Origin of the sequence: Mesorhizobium sp. L-8-10 (assembly GCF_016756635.1) — a bacterium.
Classification (GTDB): Bacteria; Pseudomonadota; Alphaproteobacteria; order Rhizobiales; family Rhizobiaceae.
This window is the reverse complement of sequence record NZ_AP023263.1, coordinates 6,219,752-6,237,598: the sequence shown is the minus strand read 5'-3', so window position 1 is coordinate 6,237,598 and position 17,847 is coordinate 6,219,752. Positions and strand designations below refer to the sequence as shown.

Genomic DNA, 17,847 nt, shown 5'->3' with positions numbered 1-17,847 from the left:
GGCAATATAGTTGACTCAGTCCATTATTTGACCGAGAGTTCCCTGAACCGAGGAGCCCTCGCAATGTCGGATCAGTCCGCTCTCATCGCCGAAATCAGGCGATTCAACCGCTTCTACACACGCACGGTCGGCCTGCTCGACGAGACGCTTACGCAAAGCGCTTTCACACTGACCGAGGCGCGCGTACTCTTCGAACTCGGCCACCGCGACGGGCCGTCGGCATCGGAAATCGCGGCCGATCTGCGCCTCGATCCGGCCTATCTGACGCGGATCCTGCGGAAATTCGCCGCCTCGGGCCTGACCGAGGCGAGGGTCGATACGGCCGATGGGCGGCGGCGCATCCTCTCTTTGACCGGAAAGGGCAGGGAGGCGCTGGCGAAGATCCAGTCGGCGGCCGATCTGGAGGCGTCGCGGCTCGTCGGCGGGCTTTCCGCTTCGCAACGCGCGGAACTGGAAAAGGCGATGCGCCGTGTGACGCGTCTTCTGGGCCCGCCCGGCGAACGCCCACAGATAAGCCTGAGGCCGCACCGGGTGGGCGACATAGGTTGGGTCGTCGAGCGCCAGGCGCTGCTCTATGCCGAGGAATATGGCTGGGATATCAGCTTCGAGGCGCTGTTGGCCGAAATCGGCGCGGCCTTCATCCGCGATTTCCGCGAAGGGAAGGACTTTTGCTGGATCGCGGAATGTGATGGCGAACCGGTCGGGGCAGTCTTTCTTGTCCATGATGGCGACGAGACGGCCAAGCTGCGCATGCTCCATGTCGAAGCGGCCGCCCGGGGGATGGGCATCGGCAAGTTGCTGGTCGGAGCCTGCATCGAAAAGGCGCGCGCATTCGGCTACCGGCGCATGGTGCTGTGGACGAACGACGTATTGTCCGCCGCTCGCGCCATCTATCAACGTGCCGGCTTTCGGCTCGTGGCCGAGGAGCGGCACCACAGTTTCGGCAAGGACCTCGTCGGCCAGACCTGGGAGCTTGAGGATCTGCAGAACTGGATCTGTGACGTGCCTACGACGGTTGTGCTTGAATCGCCCGGCGTGAAATTCCGTGAAAGTTGATCTCATTCATGATAAGGTAGAGTTGGAATTTGTAGCCTATGGGGGGCGCAGTGGAAGGATTCTTAGTCGGGATTAAGCAGCATCAATCGTCTTTGATAATGTTGTTTCTTTGTTTTTTCGCTTTGGTGTTTCTCCTGCAATGGGTTTTCTGGATATTCGGATTTGGACGTTTCTCACAGACGGAATTGGCAAAGCAGCCTGCCAGTTTCACGGTAAGGAGCCCGATCCGGCACGTGATCGCTGATCTGTTCGTCAAGGTTATCGACGATTTCAGGCATCTTCTTGCGCTGTTGATTGTGGTGGTATTTGCGATCTCTCTCTTCTATTCGTTGTGGAGAATCGACAACTCAACGGATAGCTTGGCGAGGGCTCTCCAGGCCGTGACAGGTTCCCTTGGTGGCATAGTTGGCGTGATCCTAGGCTACTATTTCGGTGAGTCGTCAGCCCGCCCTGCCGATGCCACAGTCGCGGGAACAATAGGTGGGGCCCCGAAGCAAGAGACTTCGCCCGCTCCAGGGACGGAAGCTGTCCCGACGGTAGCGGCTCCGCGGCCCCCTGCTGGCTGACAAGGCGAGATATTGTCCCTCGCCGAACTGGCCCTACCATCAAAGGCGGGGCACCGATCGACTTCTAGGGGATGCGATATGACATGTACGGAAATCTGAACGTCACCGTCAGGGACAGCCTTTTCAACCCAAACGGCAACGGCGGTCCAGCTTGGAAAAACTCATCGAGTGACCAGCCGCTCTACCAAGTCCATATCTATCTGGAGGGACAAGATCTTCCTTATGTCCGGAGCGCCACCTATGAATTGCATCCCTCATTCAGGGAGCGAGTGAAGAGAATTATCCGGACCGCCTCCAATCCCAATTGCCTGCTGACGATTTGGACGTGGGGGATATTTGAGGTCGGAGTCGCTATCGAGGACAAGCGAGGCCAAGTCTACAACTTGAAACACAACCTGCGTTACGGAGAAGAGATTTCGCGAACGCCGGAATCGAAATTTCAGAACATGTCCTGACAGGTCCGCTAAACACGGACGTGTCGCTCCGGTCGCGCTACTTTGTCCGTGCGGCCGCCAGCGCGGCGGGCAGTTCCTGCTCGAAGACGGTCAGTTCGTGATCGAGACCGACGCTGACGCGTATGCAGCGGTCGAGCCCCGGCACCATGGGCTTGCGGATGAAGACGTCCCGCGACAGCATGTCCTGCATCACTTTCAGCGCGAAGGCGCCATCGGATCCGCAATCGATCGTCACGAAATTGGTGGCGGAAGGGACCGGCGTGAGGCCGTTGGCGCGCGCTATCGCCGAAATGCGGTCGCGTCCCGCCGCCACCTTGGCCACGACCTGGTCAAGATAGGCCCGGTCGGCGACGGCTGCCGCGCCGGCGACAAGCGCCATGCGGTTGACGCCATAGTGGTTTCGGACCTTCTCGAAGTCGCGGATGACGCCGGCCTCGCCGATCGCGTAACCGCAGCGGATGCCGGCCAGCCCGTAGGCCTTGGAGAAGGTGCGCATCCGGATGACGTTCGGACGCGAGACGTCGATCGGCGGCTGCGCCGATTTCGGGCCGGTCTCGCCATAGGCTTCGTCGAGCACCAGCATGGTGGTCTCCGGCAGCGCCTCGATGAAGCGCGTGATCTCGCCTGCCTCCCACCAGGTGCCCATCGGATTGTCCGGGTTGGACAGATAGACCAGCGGTGCGTTCTCACGACGCGCGGCGGCCAGCAGCCCGTCGAGGCTCTCCCGGTCGTTCTCGTAGGGAACGGCAACGAGACGGGCGCCGAAGCCCGCCACGTGGAAATTGAAGGTCGGATAGGCGCCGAGCGAGGTGACCACGGGCGTTCCCGGTCCGGCATACATGCGAACCAGCAGGTTCAGCAGCCCGTCGATGCCCTCGCCGATGACGACGTTGTCGTAGCCGACGCCGAGATGGACGGCGAGTGCCGTCTTCAGGTCGTAATTGTCGGGGTCGCAGTACATCCACATGTCGGCGGCAGCCGCCGTCATGGCCGCGATCACGCGGGGCGAGGGGCCGAAGCAGCTCTCATTGGCGCCGATTCGGGCGCGGAACTTCGCTCCCCGGCTGCGCTCCTGCGCCTCCGGCCCCACGAATGGCACAGTGGCCGGAAGGGCCGCGACGAGTGGGGTCTGCGAAGGACGGGTGGTCATGAGATGGGCTCGCCATGCGATCGGTTGAGAAGGGGCTCCCGCACCAGGAACCCACCGCGGACGGATTAAACGCCTTGCGCATTGCGGGCAACAAGAAACCCGGCGGGAGGCCCGCCGGGTTCAAACGATGGTCGTCGCGCTGTCGATCAGAAGTCGCGGGTGAACCGAAGGAAGCCCGAGACCGAGCCGTCCAGATCCTCGATCTTGTCGTAGTAGACCTCTGTGCGGATCTCGAAATTCGTGACCGGCGTCCACGCAAGCGCGATTTCGGCCTCGTATCCGGAGAGATCCAGGGTCTCATCGGAGCCGCCGGCGTAGAAATTGTTGAAATACTGCGCGCCGACGGAAGCGCCGAACTTGTCGGTGAACTGGTGGTAGTAGGAACCGAGAATGGACCATTCGGCTCCGCCGTTGCCGCCGGTGATCGCCAAAATCGGGGAGACGACACCAAACCGGGTGTCGCTGTTGGCATAAAAGCCCAGCAAACGCAGCGACGAGCCAGGTGCGTTGGGGATGTTCCACTGCATGCCCACCTGGGCGCCCCAGCCGCTCTCGTGCTCCGCGCCGGGTATGTCGAGCGTACCGGTGATATCGTCTTCCCAGCCGAGCTTCGCCCAGACGGCACCCCAGCTCTGGTTGTAGCTGGCCACGCCGACCACATCCGGCACATAGCCCCTGCCTTCGAGCGCATCGTCTTCCAGCGAGATGGTCAATGCAAAGCCTTCGGCCGACCCGAATGAATATCCCATCTGATGTCGCTGAGCGTCACCATAGGACATGCTGCCCCAGCTGTGCGAACCGTAGACGGCGAGGCCGGCTTTCTGCGATTCCACCCACGCCGACTCGGTATAGCCCGCGCGGAAGCCGCCGAGATCGAGATAGGCCTGGTCGGTCACGACCGGTCCGTCGGCGAACGGGTTTGAGCCGGTCAAACCACCGAAGTCGTCCAGCACGAACGGGTCGCCCCACGACGCCTGGAAACGGATATAGCCGCGCAGCAAACCCCACTCGGTTTCCGAGCGGGCGTCGAAATTCACGCGGGCACGCGTTTGCTTGAGCCATCCTTCCTGGTTGGGATAAGCGCCGTAGGTGAGAAAGTCGGGCGTGCTGCCCGACACTTCGCCGGTGTCGGGGTCGATTACGCCGCCGGTATAGTTTTCCGAGCCGATCTGGTAGCGAACGTAACCGGAAATCCTGAGGCAGGTTTCGGTTCCAGGAATATAGAAGAAGCCGGCGCCGTAGGTGTCGCACACGCGCACATATTCGACGGGCTCGGGCTCGGCGACGACGACGGCGTCGGCAGCCCGGGCGCCGGTGACCGCGACGAGCGCCGCGGCGGAACCAAGAAGAAGGCTCTTGATGGTCATGAATTGCTCTCCAGACGGACTTTGTCTCGTTCTTTTTTGACATTCGGTCGGCCGATCGATCTCGCCCGGTTCCCCCAGCCAAAACAGACTGGCCGAATGCCTCGCCACATTTCTTCCCATTTTTCTGCGCCGCTTCAACACAATTGGCGCGGGCGGGAGCCTGGGATGGTGCGAAGCAAAAAAGCTGTTGCTAAAATGCTACGGTTTTTCGCCGGCAAAGCGGGCAATCCGGCCAAACCGCCGCTATTCCGGGCAGTTCGGGGTCGCCTGTGCCCGAGTTTCGAGCACCATCGCACGACCGTCCCGGCGGCCATACGGCCGATTCGTGCTTTATGTTGGTGCGCCGTATCGGCAAGAACGGACAGGAGCGGCGGGTTCCAATCGTCCGTCGGTAAGAGCCCCGAAATCAGCGGGCGCCTCGGTGGACCGGAGCGCCCGCTTGAGCTTTGTGGCGTTCGCGACCTGGGACCCGAAGCCGCGCCCTGGGCCGTCCGAACCGGCCTGGTCAGGCCACGCGATTGGGTCGCCAGCCGGAAATGGCGCGCAGGCCGAGCGTGTCGAACAGGATGTCCGTCGTCATCCGGTTGACCCGATGGACCGCGTCGGCGGTGTTGGAGCCGTTATGCGTGCCGAACACGCAGTTCTCAAACTCCCGCAGCGGGCTGTCGGCAGGGAGCGGCTCGACCTCGAAGACGTCGAGGCCGGCTCCTGCCAGATGCCCGCTCTTCAGCGCCTCGGCGAGGGCGGCTTCCTTGACCAGTTGGCCGCGAGCGACATTGATCAGGAAAGAGCCCGGCTTCATGCGGGCAAAGGCTCGCTCGTCGAAGAGATGATGGTTCTCCGGCGTCAGATTGCAGGCGATCACGACGAAGTCGCTGTTCTCCAGCAGCGTGTCGAAGCTCACCTGGGTGGCACTGGCATCGGCGAGCGCGGCGGCATCGATCTGCTGTTCGTCGCTGCCGATCACGTCCAGCCCGAACGCGGCGCAGCGCCGGGCAATCGCGCGGCCGATCGATCCCAGTCCGACGACGCCGGCAGTCTTGCTGGACAGGCTGCGGCCCTCGACCTTGAGCCAGCCGCCGGCGCGCACCGATGCGTCCATGCGATGCAGGCCGCGCGCGAGGAGCAGGAGATAGGACAGAGCGAGATCGGCGACTTCCTCGCCGAACACGCCCGGGGTGTTGAAGACCGGCAGGCCGAGGTCGCGGGCCGCGACCTTGTCGATGCCGTCCGTGCCGATCCCCCATTTGATGACGGCCTTCAGGCCCTTGTCCCGCGCTTGGGCAAGGGCGGTGCGGTTGATGGCGTCGTCGCCCGCGATGACGCAGTCCATTCCGGGGAGCAGCCGTTCCATGTCCTCGGCGCCGAACTGCTGCCCCGGGATCGGCGGCAGCACGGCCTCGACGCCCGCCGCCTCATATTCCTCACGGAACTTGTCGAAATGGCGCTGCAGATGCATGCAGGTGATCAGTACTTTCGGCATGGTCGTGGCTCACCCTCAGCGCAGGCGGAAAATCTCTTCGGCGACGCGGAAGTCGATCTCCTCGTCGATGTCGACCGCTTCATAGGGATCGATCTCGAACATGTATGGCCGGCGGCCGATCCGCGTATGCTCGTTGAGCAGCGTGTCCCTGCCGAAAATGTAGATGCAGGAATTCTCCTCGTAGAAGGGGGGGAGGTCCTGGGTCCGGATGAGGATGTTCGGGTTGTGATTGATCGCCCGAGCGAGCGAATCGTAGAAGCGCGTCTGGACCTTGGTCACCGAGAACAGCGAATCGTGGATCGGATAGTTCTGCAGGAACGTGTCGATCGCCTTGCCGACCGTTTCGGGCTTGAGCAGCGGATTGGTGGAGTGCGTCTGCAGATAGAAGTCGGCCTCGACGGAACGCACGTCGTGGATCAGCACGTCGTTCATCGGGGTCATGCCGCCGAGCAGATGCTGCGGCCGGTCGAGGATCACGACATCAGGGTATTTTTCGGCGCACTGTTCCTTGATCGTCGGAGAGTCGGTGTCGATGACGATCACGTCCACCCTGCCGGAATTCATCAGCGTGTCGACGGTGTGGTGGAACAGTGGCAGTCCGTTGCCGAAAGGCCGGTAGTTCTTGCCCGGCACACGCTCGGAATTGTGGCGCATGGGCATCAGCGCTGCGATGCGTGGTTTCTTCGTGGTCATGACAAGGTTTCCCCAGGGATTGGTCGCGCATCCCGTTAGCGCGAAAGAAGATGCACGGGCAAGGCGGGAAGGGCGAGCGCGTCCTTGCGGGGCCGCTCAGTGCCGCGGCTGGCGGCGAAGCTCGGCCTCGTCGCGTTCGAAATTATAGCGTTCTGGAGCTTTCATCAGCGCGTCGTAGTCGAGCTCCTCGGCGGCTTCGCGGCCGCTTTGCCCGTTCTTCTCCGCGCGCGAGACCGGAAAGTAGAAGCGCCGGCGCAACTCGTCCGACACCTCGTTGGGCCCGCTGTAGCCGGCATAGGTGCCCGCCATCTGGTTGTAGCGGAAAAGGATGATGGACTTCATCTCGGCCAGCAGCTTCTTTTCGGCGAAGGCGTGCCAGAGGTCGTTCAGGATGTTCGCCGGGAGCAGGCGCAGGAAGTCGAGGATACCGAAACTCGCGGTGTCGTCGATGCGGCGCATCGCCAGCGCCTCGCGGCGGTAGCGGTTGCGCACCGTGGCCCAGCTTTCCTCGTGGACGTGGATGATCTCGGCCTCCGCGACATAGGCGATCCAGCCGCCCTCGGCCTGCGCTTTCTTTGCCCAGTCCAGGTCCTCGAGCCCTGTCAGCATCTCGTCATAGGGCCGTCTTTCCCATTCGGACCGGCGTATGGCGGTGTTGGCGTTGTTGCAGAAATAGCTGCGCTGCGGCAACGCCGAGTCGTTCGGAAACCATTTCGCGAAGATCTGGTGCTCGGAATAGTGGTTGAGCTCGTTGCCGCGCTGCTTTCCGTAGGAGAGCACGACATTGGGCTCGGAGAACGGCTCCACCAGATCGGCCAGCCAGTGGCGGTGCTTCGGATAGACATGGGCGCTGACGAAGACCAGGATGTCGCCGGTCGCTGCAGCGCAGCCCATGTTCAATGCCCGGCCGAAGGTGAAGGCTCGCTTGTCGATGGGTACCACCTTGACGCCGAACTCGCGTGCGATCGCCACCGTGTCGTCCGTCGAGCCGCTGTCGACCAGTATGACTTCATGCGGCATCAGCGACTGATTGGAGAGGCCGACGAGAAGCTTCCCGATATGTTTCGCCTCGTTATATGCGCGAATGACGATGGAACATTTCATGATGCGCTGCACTGATCCCCACAGTCGTTCCGCGGCGGCCGATCCGCGCGGAACTCGGAAACGACCAGGAATTGGTCCTTGGACATCCTTCGATTCGAAGTTCCGACTGCATTGAATTTGACGGCGCACTAACATAGGACGGTGCGTGGTGCCAGAGGGAGGCGCCGGAATCCGGTTCAGTCCGCTCCGGGCACTGCCTCGAACCATGTTCGAACGGTCCGAACCAATGGTCAGTGGAGTCGGGCCGGAGCACGCAGAGGACGAAGTCGTCCCCCGGCGCAGGCGGTCACAGCAGGGCGCGGCAGCGAGACGCAAATGTTGGGTAGACGATGCTGAGGCCGAGCAGAGATGGTTTCCGGGGGCGCCGCAACGGAAGGCGGCCGCACCGCGCATGAGAATTCCCCATCCGGACGATCTCCCGCCGTCGCTGCGCAGGCTCGGCGGTGCCCTGTTGTCCCCGCGGCTGCGTTCGACCATAGCGACGCGGCTTCAGGACCTGGCCAACGCGCAGTATCGGCTCGACCCGCGGTATCGCGCCAACCGCGCGGCAATTGCCCGATTGCGCGGATCCCGGCGTGGCGATGTCTGCGTCATCATGGGAAACGGGCCGAGCGTTCGTGGTTTCGATCTGGCCCGGCTCGACGGCGTTGACACATTCTGTCTCAATCGCGGCTATCTCTTGTGGAATGCCGCCGGGCGATCGCCGCGCTATGTCGTGGCCACGAACAATCTTGTCATCGAGCAGTTCTCCGGCGAACTGGCCGACATTGCCGCGACCCGCTTTCTACCGTGGGACTATGCCGGCCTGTTCTCGGACCCCGACAGTCTGTTCGTGCCGCTGCGGTGGCGCCGCGGCTTCTTCACAGACATCCGCCGCGGGCTTTGGGTGGGGGGGACCGTGACCTTCGCGGCGATGCAGATCGCCTATCACATCGGCTACCGGCGCGTGGTGCTGATCGGCGTCGACCATGCCTTCACCTTCGAAGGCAGGCCGAACGAAAAGCTGACGGCGCGCGATGCCGACCCCAACCATTTCGACCCGAACTATTTCGGTCCGGGCACTGCCTGGCATGCGCCGGACCTCGCCTTGTCGGAGGTCTCGTACCGAATGGCGAAGGAGGCCTTCGAGCGGGACTGCCGGGAGATCGTCGATGCCACCGAGGGCGGCAAGCTGCGGATCTTTCCAAAGATGCCGCTCGAGCAGGCGTTGGGATAGTGGATTGACGGTGGACCCCATCAATTGCGGTCGGGATTGGATGTTGTCAGGGGGGCAAAGTGGGAACGCGAACAATCTTCGATAGCAACCGGACTACCTTGGCGACCGGGTGGCATACCCAAGTTGCATTCTCATATTCCCCTGTTCGGCGAGCCGCCGGCCCCGCGTGATGCTGTTTCGCCGGATCACAGGGCAACTGGTCGGGGTGCTGGACTGGCTGCGGCGAAACCGACGGAGATCTTTCGTCGCAACTGCCCTGGCCTTGCTGGCTGCGAATGCCGCCGCGCTCATAGCCGCCCTTTTCCTGCCTGAAGGGCGGACCTCGACGACGTTGGCGGTGATCCCGGTTCTGGCGTTCAATTCGGGAGTGACGTTCTTTCTGGGCATGCTGGCTTCCGGCTACGTCAGATCGCGCATCATGGGCTTCGGTCCGCGGGCACCGGCCCTGAGACCCGCGCCCACGGTCGCGAGGATGGTGGAGGCGGCGCAGTCAGAACCCTCGATCGGGCAGGCGAACCCGTCACGCGAGGTTGTCGCCAACGCCCGCAAGTTGTTGCGGGAGGCGGTCGACCGACTGCCGCCCCCGGAGATCGACGGACCGGCGGCCACGCGAGCATACCCCATCCCGGAATTGGGGTCTGAGACAGCATGCGTCACGATAGTGGTCCCGCTGTTCAATGAAGAGCGGTTCGTCTCCGACGCGATCACAAGTCTGAAGGGACAGACAGTTCGCAATTTCGAGGTCTTGATCGTCGACGATGCCAGCACCGATCGATCCGCGGCGCTGGCCAAGCAAGCTGTCGGAGACGATCGGCGCTTCCATTTGCTGAGACATCTGCGCAATTCGGGCCTTGGCGCCTCGCGAAACACCGGGTTGCGGCTTGCACGTACGCCCTTTGTCACATTCCTCGATGCCGACGATATTCTCCTGCCGGATGCGCTCGAAATACGGCTCAGGCGTTTTGGAGAATTGACGGACGGTCGCATCGCCGGCGTCTATTGCGGTGTGGTGCAGGCGCCCGAAACGATAACAGCCGATTATTTGCCCCGGAGACGCAATTATTCGGGCCGCGCGCAAACGTTTGTCTCGTCCGAAGGCGAATGCCCCTTCAACGCTCATGCACCGATACTGCGGACCGACGTGCTTCGTCTTCTCGGCGGTTTCGACGAGACGCTCCGGTTCGGTTGTGAAGACTGGGATATGTGGCAGCGCGTCATGCGCCATGGCTACTGGTTCGAGCCGGTCAATCGCATAGCGGCTGTCTATCGGCGGAAATCGGGGAGCATGGTGCGCACGATGCCCCTCGAACACCTGCAGTCGGGCCAGCGAATCTTCAACTGGGTCCATTCGCCCCTGCCATCCGAAGAGGTCGTTTCGGGAACGCCGTTCGTCTTCAACGAAGGGCTTGATACTTACCGCCGCGCCGACAATTTCCTGAGGCGTACGGTGCAGTACGGGGCAATGGCCTATATGCGTCGCGGGGCCTCGTTCCTTGAGCTTCTGACGAGCATTCCCGGCGATCTGTGGCCCTATGCCCTCAAGCATTTCGATGTGCCGCAAGTGATAACGAAAGGGCTCGTGCGTTACCTGGCCATCGACGATGCGGACACCGCAGACCTTGGGGGCGACCTGATAGCCGCTAGGGACGCCATCCTTGCTCACTATTCGGCTGTGCAGCGCGAAACGCGTCCGGTGAACATCGAACCTGTCCGATCGAGCGTTGATGTCGCGCTCTTCGCGGCAAACACAAAGCAGGCTGCTTTGATGGCGGATCTGGCGGCGCGCCTGGGCGGGAACGCCAATAAATGTATTCTCGTCAGCGCCGAAACGGTGTCCGGCGATCAGGGCGTCGAAGATTTCTGGATTTCCAGGAAGCTGCCCTATCTCGCCTACAACATGTATGCGCTGCGCGAGTGGCGCTTGGCGCCTGCCGTCAAGATCGTGATGCGGCCCTATGACGGAGCCATCCGCGGTTTCGCTACCTCCGGCCCTGGGTTGCTGGTCGAACTCGTGGATCCGGCTGCCCCGGTCGGCTTGCCCGATGAGAATGCGCCGGCAGTGCCCGATGTGAAGGTAGCGCTTGGCGATGCGCTGTCCGTCGTGGAGAGAATGCTTTTGCCCGAAGACGGCGCCTGTCCCGCCATCCGAGACCAAAATCCGAGGGGGCCGGTGGCGGTGCCCGCACGCGCCGGCATCGCGGCCCCGTTCATCCTTCACAAGGAGGAGCGCCTCGATCTCGCGCCGGATTACGAAAGGCTGAGCGCACTTAAGGACCGGTACAAAGGCGAGCGCTGCTTCATCATCGGAAACGGGCCTTCGCTGAACGTGCTCGACCTCTCCAAGCTGAAGAACGAGCACACTTTTGCGGTCAACGGCATCTTCTACAAGAAGGATGAGATGGGTTTCGACCCGACCTTCTATGTGGTTGAAGATTCATCTGTGATGAACGAAAACATAGATGCCATTCGAACCTATGGAGCTCAGCTAAAGCTATTTCCAACGATTTATCGTTCGCTCCATAAGATGGAGAGGAATGTACAATTCTTCCAAATGAATCGAGGGTTTTATGAGCCGCATGGGGCCTCTTTTTGCGTGCCGCGGTTCTCTGTCGATGCGGCAAGAAGGATATTCTGCGGGCAATCAGTCACATATATAAATCTTCAGCTTGCCTATTACTTCGGATTCTCGAAAGTATATCTGATTGGGATGGATTTCTCCTACGTCATCCCCGAAACTGCCATCGTCAAAGGCGATCTGATCACTTCAACGGAAGCTGATCCAAACCACTTCGATCCTTCCTATTTCGGTGTCGGGAAGACATGGAAGAATCCGAAATTGGATCGCGTCAAGTTGAACTACGAATTGGCCCGAGACGTGTTTTCTGCAGGAGGCCGAGAGATCATAAATGCTACGAAGGGTGGAAAGCTGGAGGTGTTCCCCCGTCAGGCCTATGACGATCTGTTTGAATAGAAGAAGTTGACTTCCATGAGGTGTTCGGATGGGGCATATGCTTCGGACACCCATCCCGGATGTCAAGTTCTGCCGGGTGGGGAGGGCAAGCAGGCTAAGCTGTGCTTCGTCTGGTGCCCCTTGCCGAGGCCAGATCTCACGGCGCGAAGGGCCTCTCCTTGTTGCAGTGCCTCTCGCGCCCTGCGTACGCCGTTGCCGGTCCGCGGCGCGCTCCACCATCCCTTCGGCTCTGCCGCCGATCCCCTGGCATTGATACAGGTGCCGTCCAGGCGCTTCACCCCGGCACTCATGTGCAAAACGTCGCTGTTCAGGTTGCGTCTGAAAAGAGGCTGTGGTTTCTAGGCGAACCGTACCGCCCCCTGTGCCGCACATGGTCTTTAACCAGCTTCAGTTTTTCCCGTTCTTTCTCGCGATTTTCATTCTCTACTTCGCCCTTCCGGGAGCAGTGGCGAAGAAGATACTTCTTATTGTCGCAAGTTACATATTCTATGCTCTGTTCAATCCTTGGTACATTCTCCTGTTGGGTGCTGCCACCATCTATACGTGGCTCGCCACGGAGTTTTTGGTTCGCTTGCCACAGCAAAGACGTCTTTGGATGTGGCTTGGAGTTGCTGGACCGCTCGCTTTGTTGGGCTATTTCAAATACGCCATGTTCGTCGAAGGTAATGTTGCGTGGCTTTTCGACTACTGGGGCATTCACAGAAACTGGTCAATCGAGCAGATTCTGCTGCCTGCGGGGATTTCATTCTATCTGTTTCACTCGGTCTCTTACGTGGTCGACGTGTACAGAGGCGCCAAAACGGCAACCTTTCTGGACTACATTCTCTATGTGGCTTTCTTTCCTCAGTTGGTATCCGGACCAATTGTCCGACGGAAGGACTTCATCCCCCAGACCGAGAATCCTGACGTAGGCCGGCTCGACTGGAAGAAGGTGAACTGGGGCCTTGTCATTTTTGTCTTCGGTCTTTTCCAGAAGGCGGTTCTGGCCGATGGAGTCTTCGCGGACGCCGCGGTTGTCGTGTTCGAAAGCGCCGAAAGGGTGGCGTTCGCCGATGCCTGGATCGGCGTCCTTGCCTTTACGGGGCAGATATTCTTCGACTTCGCGGGCTATTCGACTTGTGCCATCGGCATTTCCCTGTGCTTCGGTTACCGGCTGCCGATCAACTTCCACTACCCATACGCCGCCATCGGATTTTCGGATTTCTGGCAAAGATGGCACATATCTCTGTCGAGTTGGCTGCGGGACTATCTCTACATCTCGCTTGGCGGCAATCGTGGGGGCACCTTCAAGACGTACTGCAACCTGATGCTCACAATGGTCCTTGGCGGCCTATGGCACGGCGCGGCTTGGACCTTCGTTGCATGGGGGACGCTGCACGGCTCGTATTTGGTTGCCGAGCGCCTCATTCGTTCCTTCGAGTGGCGCTCGAAGGGCTGGCTGATAGTGGGTTGGGCCGCGACCTTCATTCTGACCGTGATTGCATGGGTGTTTTTTCGCGCCGCAAGCTTTTCCGATGCCGCCTCGATCTTGCAGGCAATGGCCTCACCAGGTGCCGCATCAACTCACCTGGTCGACATGCAATCGCGCTGGCTGGTCTCACTCGTCATGCTTGGGACGCTGGTCTACTCATTTGTTATGCGAGATCGTACTTTTGCGGAGGTTTGGGCCAAACTGCCGCTGATTTTGAAATCCGTACTTCTGGGTTTGACGATCTTCCTGATAGTCGTCTGGCGTGGAGAGCCGCGTGAGTTCATCTACTTCGCTTTTTGAGCCCATTCCTCCAACTCCCTTGCCATGGCTCCTGTGGTTGGGTGCCTTCCTGATTTCTATCGTGCCGTTGGGAATATGCATGTGGATGATCGCCGTGGTCGATCCCTTCAATGCCCAGCTTACGAGTTATCGGCTGCAGTATGACCGTTGGGAGACCTTCCGGCGAACGGACGTGGCGCTGTGGTCAGCCTTCGAGATCGAGCAAGACAGGGTAGAACGAAAGGAAGCGGCCGAGGTTCTCCTGTTAGGGGACTCAAGGGTGCAGCAACTCGTCGGCGGGCTCTATTCTTCCAGGTCCTCGACCGTTCGCGGGCGCAAATTCTACACGCTCGCCTTCGGGGGAGCGTCACTGCCGGAACAATTCGGCTACTTCAGGCACTTCCGGGACGACTTCCCGAATGTGAAGACCGTATTGCTGGGCATACCTTACACTCGACTTCGGCCGGCAGACGAAACAGCGGCCCGAAGCGATCGATCGCTCCGCTATGCCACCCTTCCTTTGCTCTATCTGACTGATGCTACCGAAGCATTGCGCTCCGCAAAGGTTATGCTCGGCCTGTCGCAGGTCTCGGCTAGAGCCGCTTCGCCATGGCAGAGGGCGCGCCCCGAAGAGCTGCCGGTCGAAAGGCCGCTCTGTTCCGACGGGGTCGACATATCGGACAAGCAGTTGGCATCAATCCGCGGCCAGATCGGAGCAGTAGGCGCCGACAAGGCCGAGCATTTCGTCAACGTTGAGCTTGCCGCATTCATACGGGAACTGCGGGCCGATGGAATCGATGTCTATCTCTACGTCCCGCCATGGCCCACGAAGGTTCGTGCAATGATCGACAGCACTTTTGGCGAAAGGATGAGCCGGGTCCGTTCGGCCCTCGCCGAGGTCGCTCCTGTTCTCGATATACCTTCGGTCTTTACAGACCAGGCCGGGTGGGCGGATGTGGAACACGTGTGCAGCCGGGCAGGCGAGCAACTCTTGGATATTCTGCTGCAAGAGATCCAGCGCCGGGGTGCCAATCCTGCTCCTTCGGCGTCATAGTGAAAGCCCTCCGGCACGGAACGGACCGACAAGATACAAGGCGCCCGGCCCAAACATTTCATCCTCCATCCGAGACGGTTTGGCTTCAGGGCCACGAACGTTGGTGCAGGTGGGAAACATTCACAGCTTTGGGTGACGTTGCCAGATTGCCAGTCCCGGCGTGTACCAGGATACGAATTCGAGATTGATTAGATTTCCCCCATACCTGTCGGGAAATTGCTTCAACGCACCGTTGACCCGCCGATCTTCGCTCCCTTCGGCGAGGCAATATGTGTTGTCGAATACCACGAGGGCGTCGCTTGCCAGGTACGGCAGTACACATTCGAACTCAGCCAGGACGTCCATCTCAAGGTGAGAGGCGTCAAGGAGGGCGAAGCGGAGTGAACTTGGCGCGATGCTTTCTTTCAACGTCGCGGGCAAATTTTGCCGACTGTCTCCGACGACGATCTCTACCCGATCGCCGACGCCTGCAGCCGCAAGATTCTGCTTCGCTATGTCGACATTGTCCTGCTCGAGCTCAAAAGTGATTACTCTCCCGCGGCAGCCGGCGTCGATCAGGGCTTGCGCCAGAACGATGGTCGTCGAACCCCAGTTGGTTCCCGTTTCGACAATCGTTTCCTCTCGACTCCGGTCAAGGTGGCTCAGCAGCATGTGATAGATCAGCCCCCAGCCAGGATAGCCGATCGACGCGCCAGTCTTCTTGCGCGCCTCTCCAATCGAGCCAACTCCTTCCTCGAGAGTAGCCAGGTGTCGATTGGGCAATAGTCGCCGGTCGTAGTCGAACATTCGATGAAATATCGGGGGTTTCAAGTTTCTGCTCCAGCAAAAGGTTGTGCCGCCACACAGGGCAGAGATGGGGTTACATATATTCCCATCGATTGGGGATTGTGACCGCACCCCACTGCGGATTCACCTTTGGAAGTACGGTCAACGGATTGTTTGGTTTCCTCCAAAGAAACTCACTTCCATCGACGATCGCGAAGGTCGAGTAATAGACACCTGCGTTGAAGTGCAAGGATGGAACAACCAAGCGAACGGAGATTCTTCCACCGTCATCAGTCTTGATGGAACCAAAATCCTGGTCGGTGGAGAAACCAGTTATGTATGTGCCGTCCTCTGACCATACAGGTATACCGATAATCAAATTGCGAGTAGGGATAGAGCAAACAAAGCTGGCATTGAAATACAACTCTGAGCCCTGGCGAATTTTCGTGAGCTCGTTTCCGCTGGGGTCGCTCCAGTATGCACGAACGTTCGCCACCGCGTCGCTATTCTCAAATTCCGGGCCGGTCACTTTTGCCAAGCTAGGCTTGGTCGCCGGTTCGGGAGACTTCTCTATTTCGGAAAGGTAGTATTCAACCGCCTTGGTTGATTTCCCCTTGAAGGCTATCTGGCCCTTGTGCAGGACGATGGCTTCGTCACAAAAACGCGTGATATCGGTCATGCTGTGCGAAACCATGACAAAGGCTGATCGCTCTCGAAGCTCTCGCATTCTCGCAAGACACTTTTGCCGGAACTTGAAATCACCGACCGCAAGAACCTCGTCGACAAAAAGCAGATCGGGTGCGGCCGCAGCGACGATCGAGAAGGCCAGCCTCATCGTCATGCCGGACGAATACGTCGCCACAGGTGCAGAAATCGCATCGCCCAGTTCCGAGAACTCGACGATGTCGTCATAGTCGGCTTCCATCTGCGCGCGCGAACGGCCGAGTGCGGCACCGCGGAGGAAGATGTTCTCTCGCCCGCTGGCGCCCGGCTGAAATCCTGCCGTCAAGTCGATCATGGAGGCAGTCTTTCCCACTACCGTGATCTGACCGCTGTCGGGCAGGATCTGGCCGGCAAGCATGCGCAAAAGCGTCGTCTTGCCGGATCCGTTCAGGCCAATAATGCCCAACGCCTCCCCTCGCTTCAGCGCGAAACTTACATTGTTCAGCGCGCGAAATTCGCCATGTTGCAGATGGGCTGATGCCGGGTCGAAGGAGCGACCGAACAGGACACGCGAGAGCGTCTTCCCCAGACGCTGCTGGGTTACAGAACGGCTACGTGAAAAGATCTTTGAGACCTTTTCGACCTCAAGGATCGTGTCGTTCGGCAGAAACATCAAACGATCCCGCGAATGCGATATTCCATCAGGTAGAACACCCGCGCGGCCAACAATGTCAGCAAGATGGTTGCAATGGTAAAGGCCGCAAGTGCGACTGGGTGCGTCAGATATCCAGAGAACGCCTGTTCTCGTGCAACTTGAATGATGAGGGCAAACGGATTCAAGACTTCCAGCCAGCGCAACGATTCAATGGCCGGCAGCGGGAAGATCACGCCGCTGACAAAGATCCCGTAGCGCATAACGACCGTTACGATGCTTTGTACGTCAGGCATTACAATGTTCAAAATTGCGAGCATCAGCCCGATAGACAACGAGAACACCATCCCAATCAGGACGGCGAAGACGGTCAGCGGCGCAGTCAAGGCCAATGGCACCTGATATGCCAGAACGAGACCCGCGACCAGTAGAAGCCGTAGCAGCGTTTCAAAGGACAAGGCTGCCATACTGGAGACGATGGATACGCTGATAGGCAAAGACGTCTTCATCGCCTCGGAATTTCGCGACTTGACCACCCGGATCGGCTGCTCCACCAATCCCGCGAAGAGCAGCCAGAGCGTTACGTTGAAGGACACGTAAACTGCCCGCGGCAGATGCTCGATCGCGGGGAAAACACCTGCAACCGAGAGAAACACGTATACGGAAACCGGCAGCAGAGGCAGCACAAAATTCCAGAACACGCCGAGCGCGGAACCGCGATACGCCGCCCTGAAGTCCCGTGTGAAGAGCAGGCTCACGTGGGCTCGATGGCGCCAGATTTCCTGGGCGAGATGAGCGAACGCCGACAACGCGCTGTCCTCGAAGCGGTTGTCAGCCCGATAGACTCGAATCGTCGGGCGTTGCTCTTCACGTTTTGACTCGAACATTCCGGCAGCATCCAG

General features: G+C 60.0%; 14 protein-coding genes. 6 read left to right on the top strand and 8 right to left on the bottom strand.

The features are described 5' to 3' along the window. Nucleotides 1-63: 63 nt before the first annotated feature. Nucleotides 64-1,056: a bifunctional helix-turn-helix transcriptional regulator/GNAT family N-acetyltransferase gene (locus JN280_RS29205; protein WP_202307504.1), complete on the top strand. Its 993-nt coding sequence runs from the start codon at nt 64-66 to the stop codon at nt 1,054-1,056. Between the two features lie 649 nt (nt 1,057-1,705). Next, nucleotides 1,706-2,077: a pYEATS domain-containing protein gene (locus tag JN280_RS29200; protein ID WP_202307503.1), complete on the top strand. Its 372-nt coding sequence runs from the start codon at nt 1,706-1,708 to the stop codon at nt 2,075-2,077. Nucleotides 2,078-2,114: 37 nt separating this feature from the next. Here the strand turns inward: JN280_RS29200 and JN280_RS29195 are convergent, their stop codons facing one another. The 5 genes from JN280_RS29195 to JN280_RS29175 form a co-directional block, all read right to left on the bottom strand. Next, on the bottom strand, nt 2,115-3,227 hold the full coding sequence (locus tag JN280_RS29195; RefSeq protein WP_202307502.1) for a pyridoxal phosphate-dependent aminotransferase: 1,113 nt from the start codon (nt 3,225-3,227) through the stop codon (nt 2,115-2,117). A gap of 146 nt (nt 3,228-3,373) precedes the next feature. Next, nucleotides 3,374-4,594 carry a porin gene (locus JN280_RS29190; RefSeq protein ID WP_202307499.1) on the bottom strand — a complete coding sequence of 407 codons (1,221 nt, stop codon included), beginning with the start codon at nt 4,592-4,594 and terminating at the stop codon, nt 3,374-3,376. 505 nt (nt 4,595-5,099) lie between these two features. Then, the gene (locus tag JN280_RS29185; RefSeq protein WP_202307498.1) at nt 5,100-6,077 is read right to left on the bottom strand and encodes a phosphoglycerate dehydrogenase; all 978 of its coding nucleotides are present in this window, start codon (nt 6,075-6,077) and stop codon (nt 5,100-5,102) included. Nucleotides 6,078-6,092: 15 nt separating this feature from the next. Beyond that, a complete protein-coding gene (locus JN280_RS29180; RefSeq protein WP_202307497.1) occupies nt 6,093-6,770 on the bottom strand; it encodes an acylneuraminate cytidylyltransferase family protein in 678 nt (225 codons plus the stop codon). 96 nt (nt 6,771-6,866) lie between these two features. Further along, nucleotides 6,867-7,874 carry a glycosyltransferase family 2 protein gene (locus tag JN280_RS29175; protein ID WP_202307496.1) on the bottom strand — a complete coding sequence of 336 codons (1,008 nt, stop codon included), beginning with the start codon at nt 7,872-7,874 and terminating at the stop codon, nt 6,867-6,869. 391 nt (nt 7,875-8,265) lie between these two features. Here JN280_RS29175 and JN280_RS29170 point away from each other — a divergent pair, with 391 nt between their 5' ends. The 4 genes from JN280_RS29170 (at nt 8,266) to JN280_RS29155 (ending at nt 14,865) form a co-directional block, all read left to right on the top strand. Then, nucleotides 8,266-9,090: a hypothetical protein gene (locus JN280_RS29170; protein ID WP_202307495.1), complete on the top strand. Its 825-nt coding sequence runs from the start codon at nt 8,266-8,268 to the stop codon at nt 9,088-9,090. 169 nt (nt 9,091-9,259) lie between these two features. After that, nucleotides 9,260-12,061: a glycosyltransferase gene (locus JN280_RS29165; protein ID WP_244743626.1), complete on the top strand. Its 2,802-nt coding sequence runs from the start codon at nt 9,260-9,262 to the stop codon at nt 12,059-12,061. Nucleotides 12,062-12,431: 370 nt separating this feature from the next. After that, nucleotides 12,432-13,832: an MBOAT family O-acyltransferase gene (locus tag JN280_RS29160; RefSeq protein ID WP_202307493.1), complete on the top strand. Its 1,401-nt coding sequence runs from the start codon at nt 12,432-12,434 to the stop codon at nt 13,830-13,832. 79 nt (nt 13,833-13,911) lie between these two features. Further along, a complete protein-coding gene (locus JN280_RS29155) occupies nt 13,912-14,865 on the top strand; it encodes a hypothetical protein (RefSeq protein ID WP_210387824.1) in 954 nt (317 codons plus the stop codon). A gap of 120 nt (nt 14,866-14,985) precedes the next feature. Here JN280_RS29155 and JN280_RS29150 read toward each other — a convergent pair whose 3' ends face one another. From JN280_RS29150 to JN280_RS29140, 3 genes are all read right to left on the bottom strand, one after another. Further along, entirely contained in the window at nt 14,986-15,651 is a 666-nt protein-coding gene (locus JN280_RS29150) for an O-methyltransferase (protein ID WP_202307490.1), read from the bottom strand. Between the two features lie 73 nt (nt 15,652-15,724). Further along, nucleotides 15,725-16,966, bottom strand: coding sequence for an ABC transporter ATP-binding protein (locus JN280_RS29145; RefSeq protein ID WP_202307489.1), 1,242 nt, complete (start codon nt 16,964-16,966; stop codon nt 15,725-15,727). After that, a complete protein-coding gene (locus tag JN280_RS29140) occupies nt 16,966-17,832 on the bottom strand; it encodes an ABC transporter permease (RefSeq protein ID WP_202307488.1) in 867 nt (288 codons plus the stop codon). The genes JN280_RS29145 and JN280_RS29140 overlap by 1 nt, the downstream gene beginning before the upstream one ends. Nucleotides 17,833-17,847: the final 15 nt, after the last annotated feature.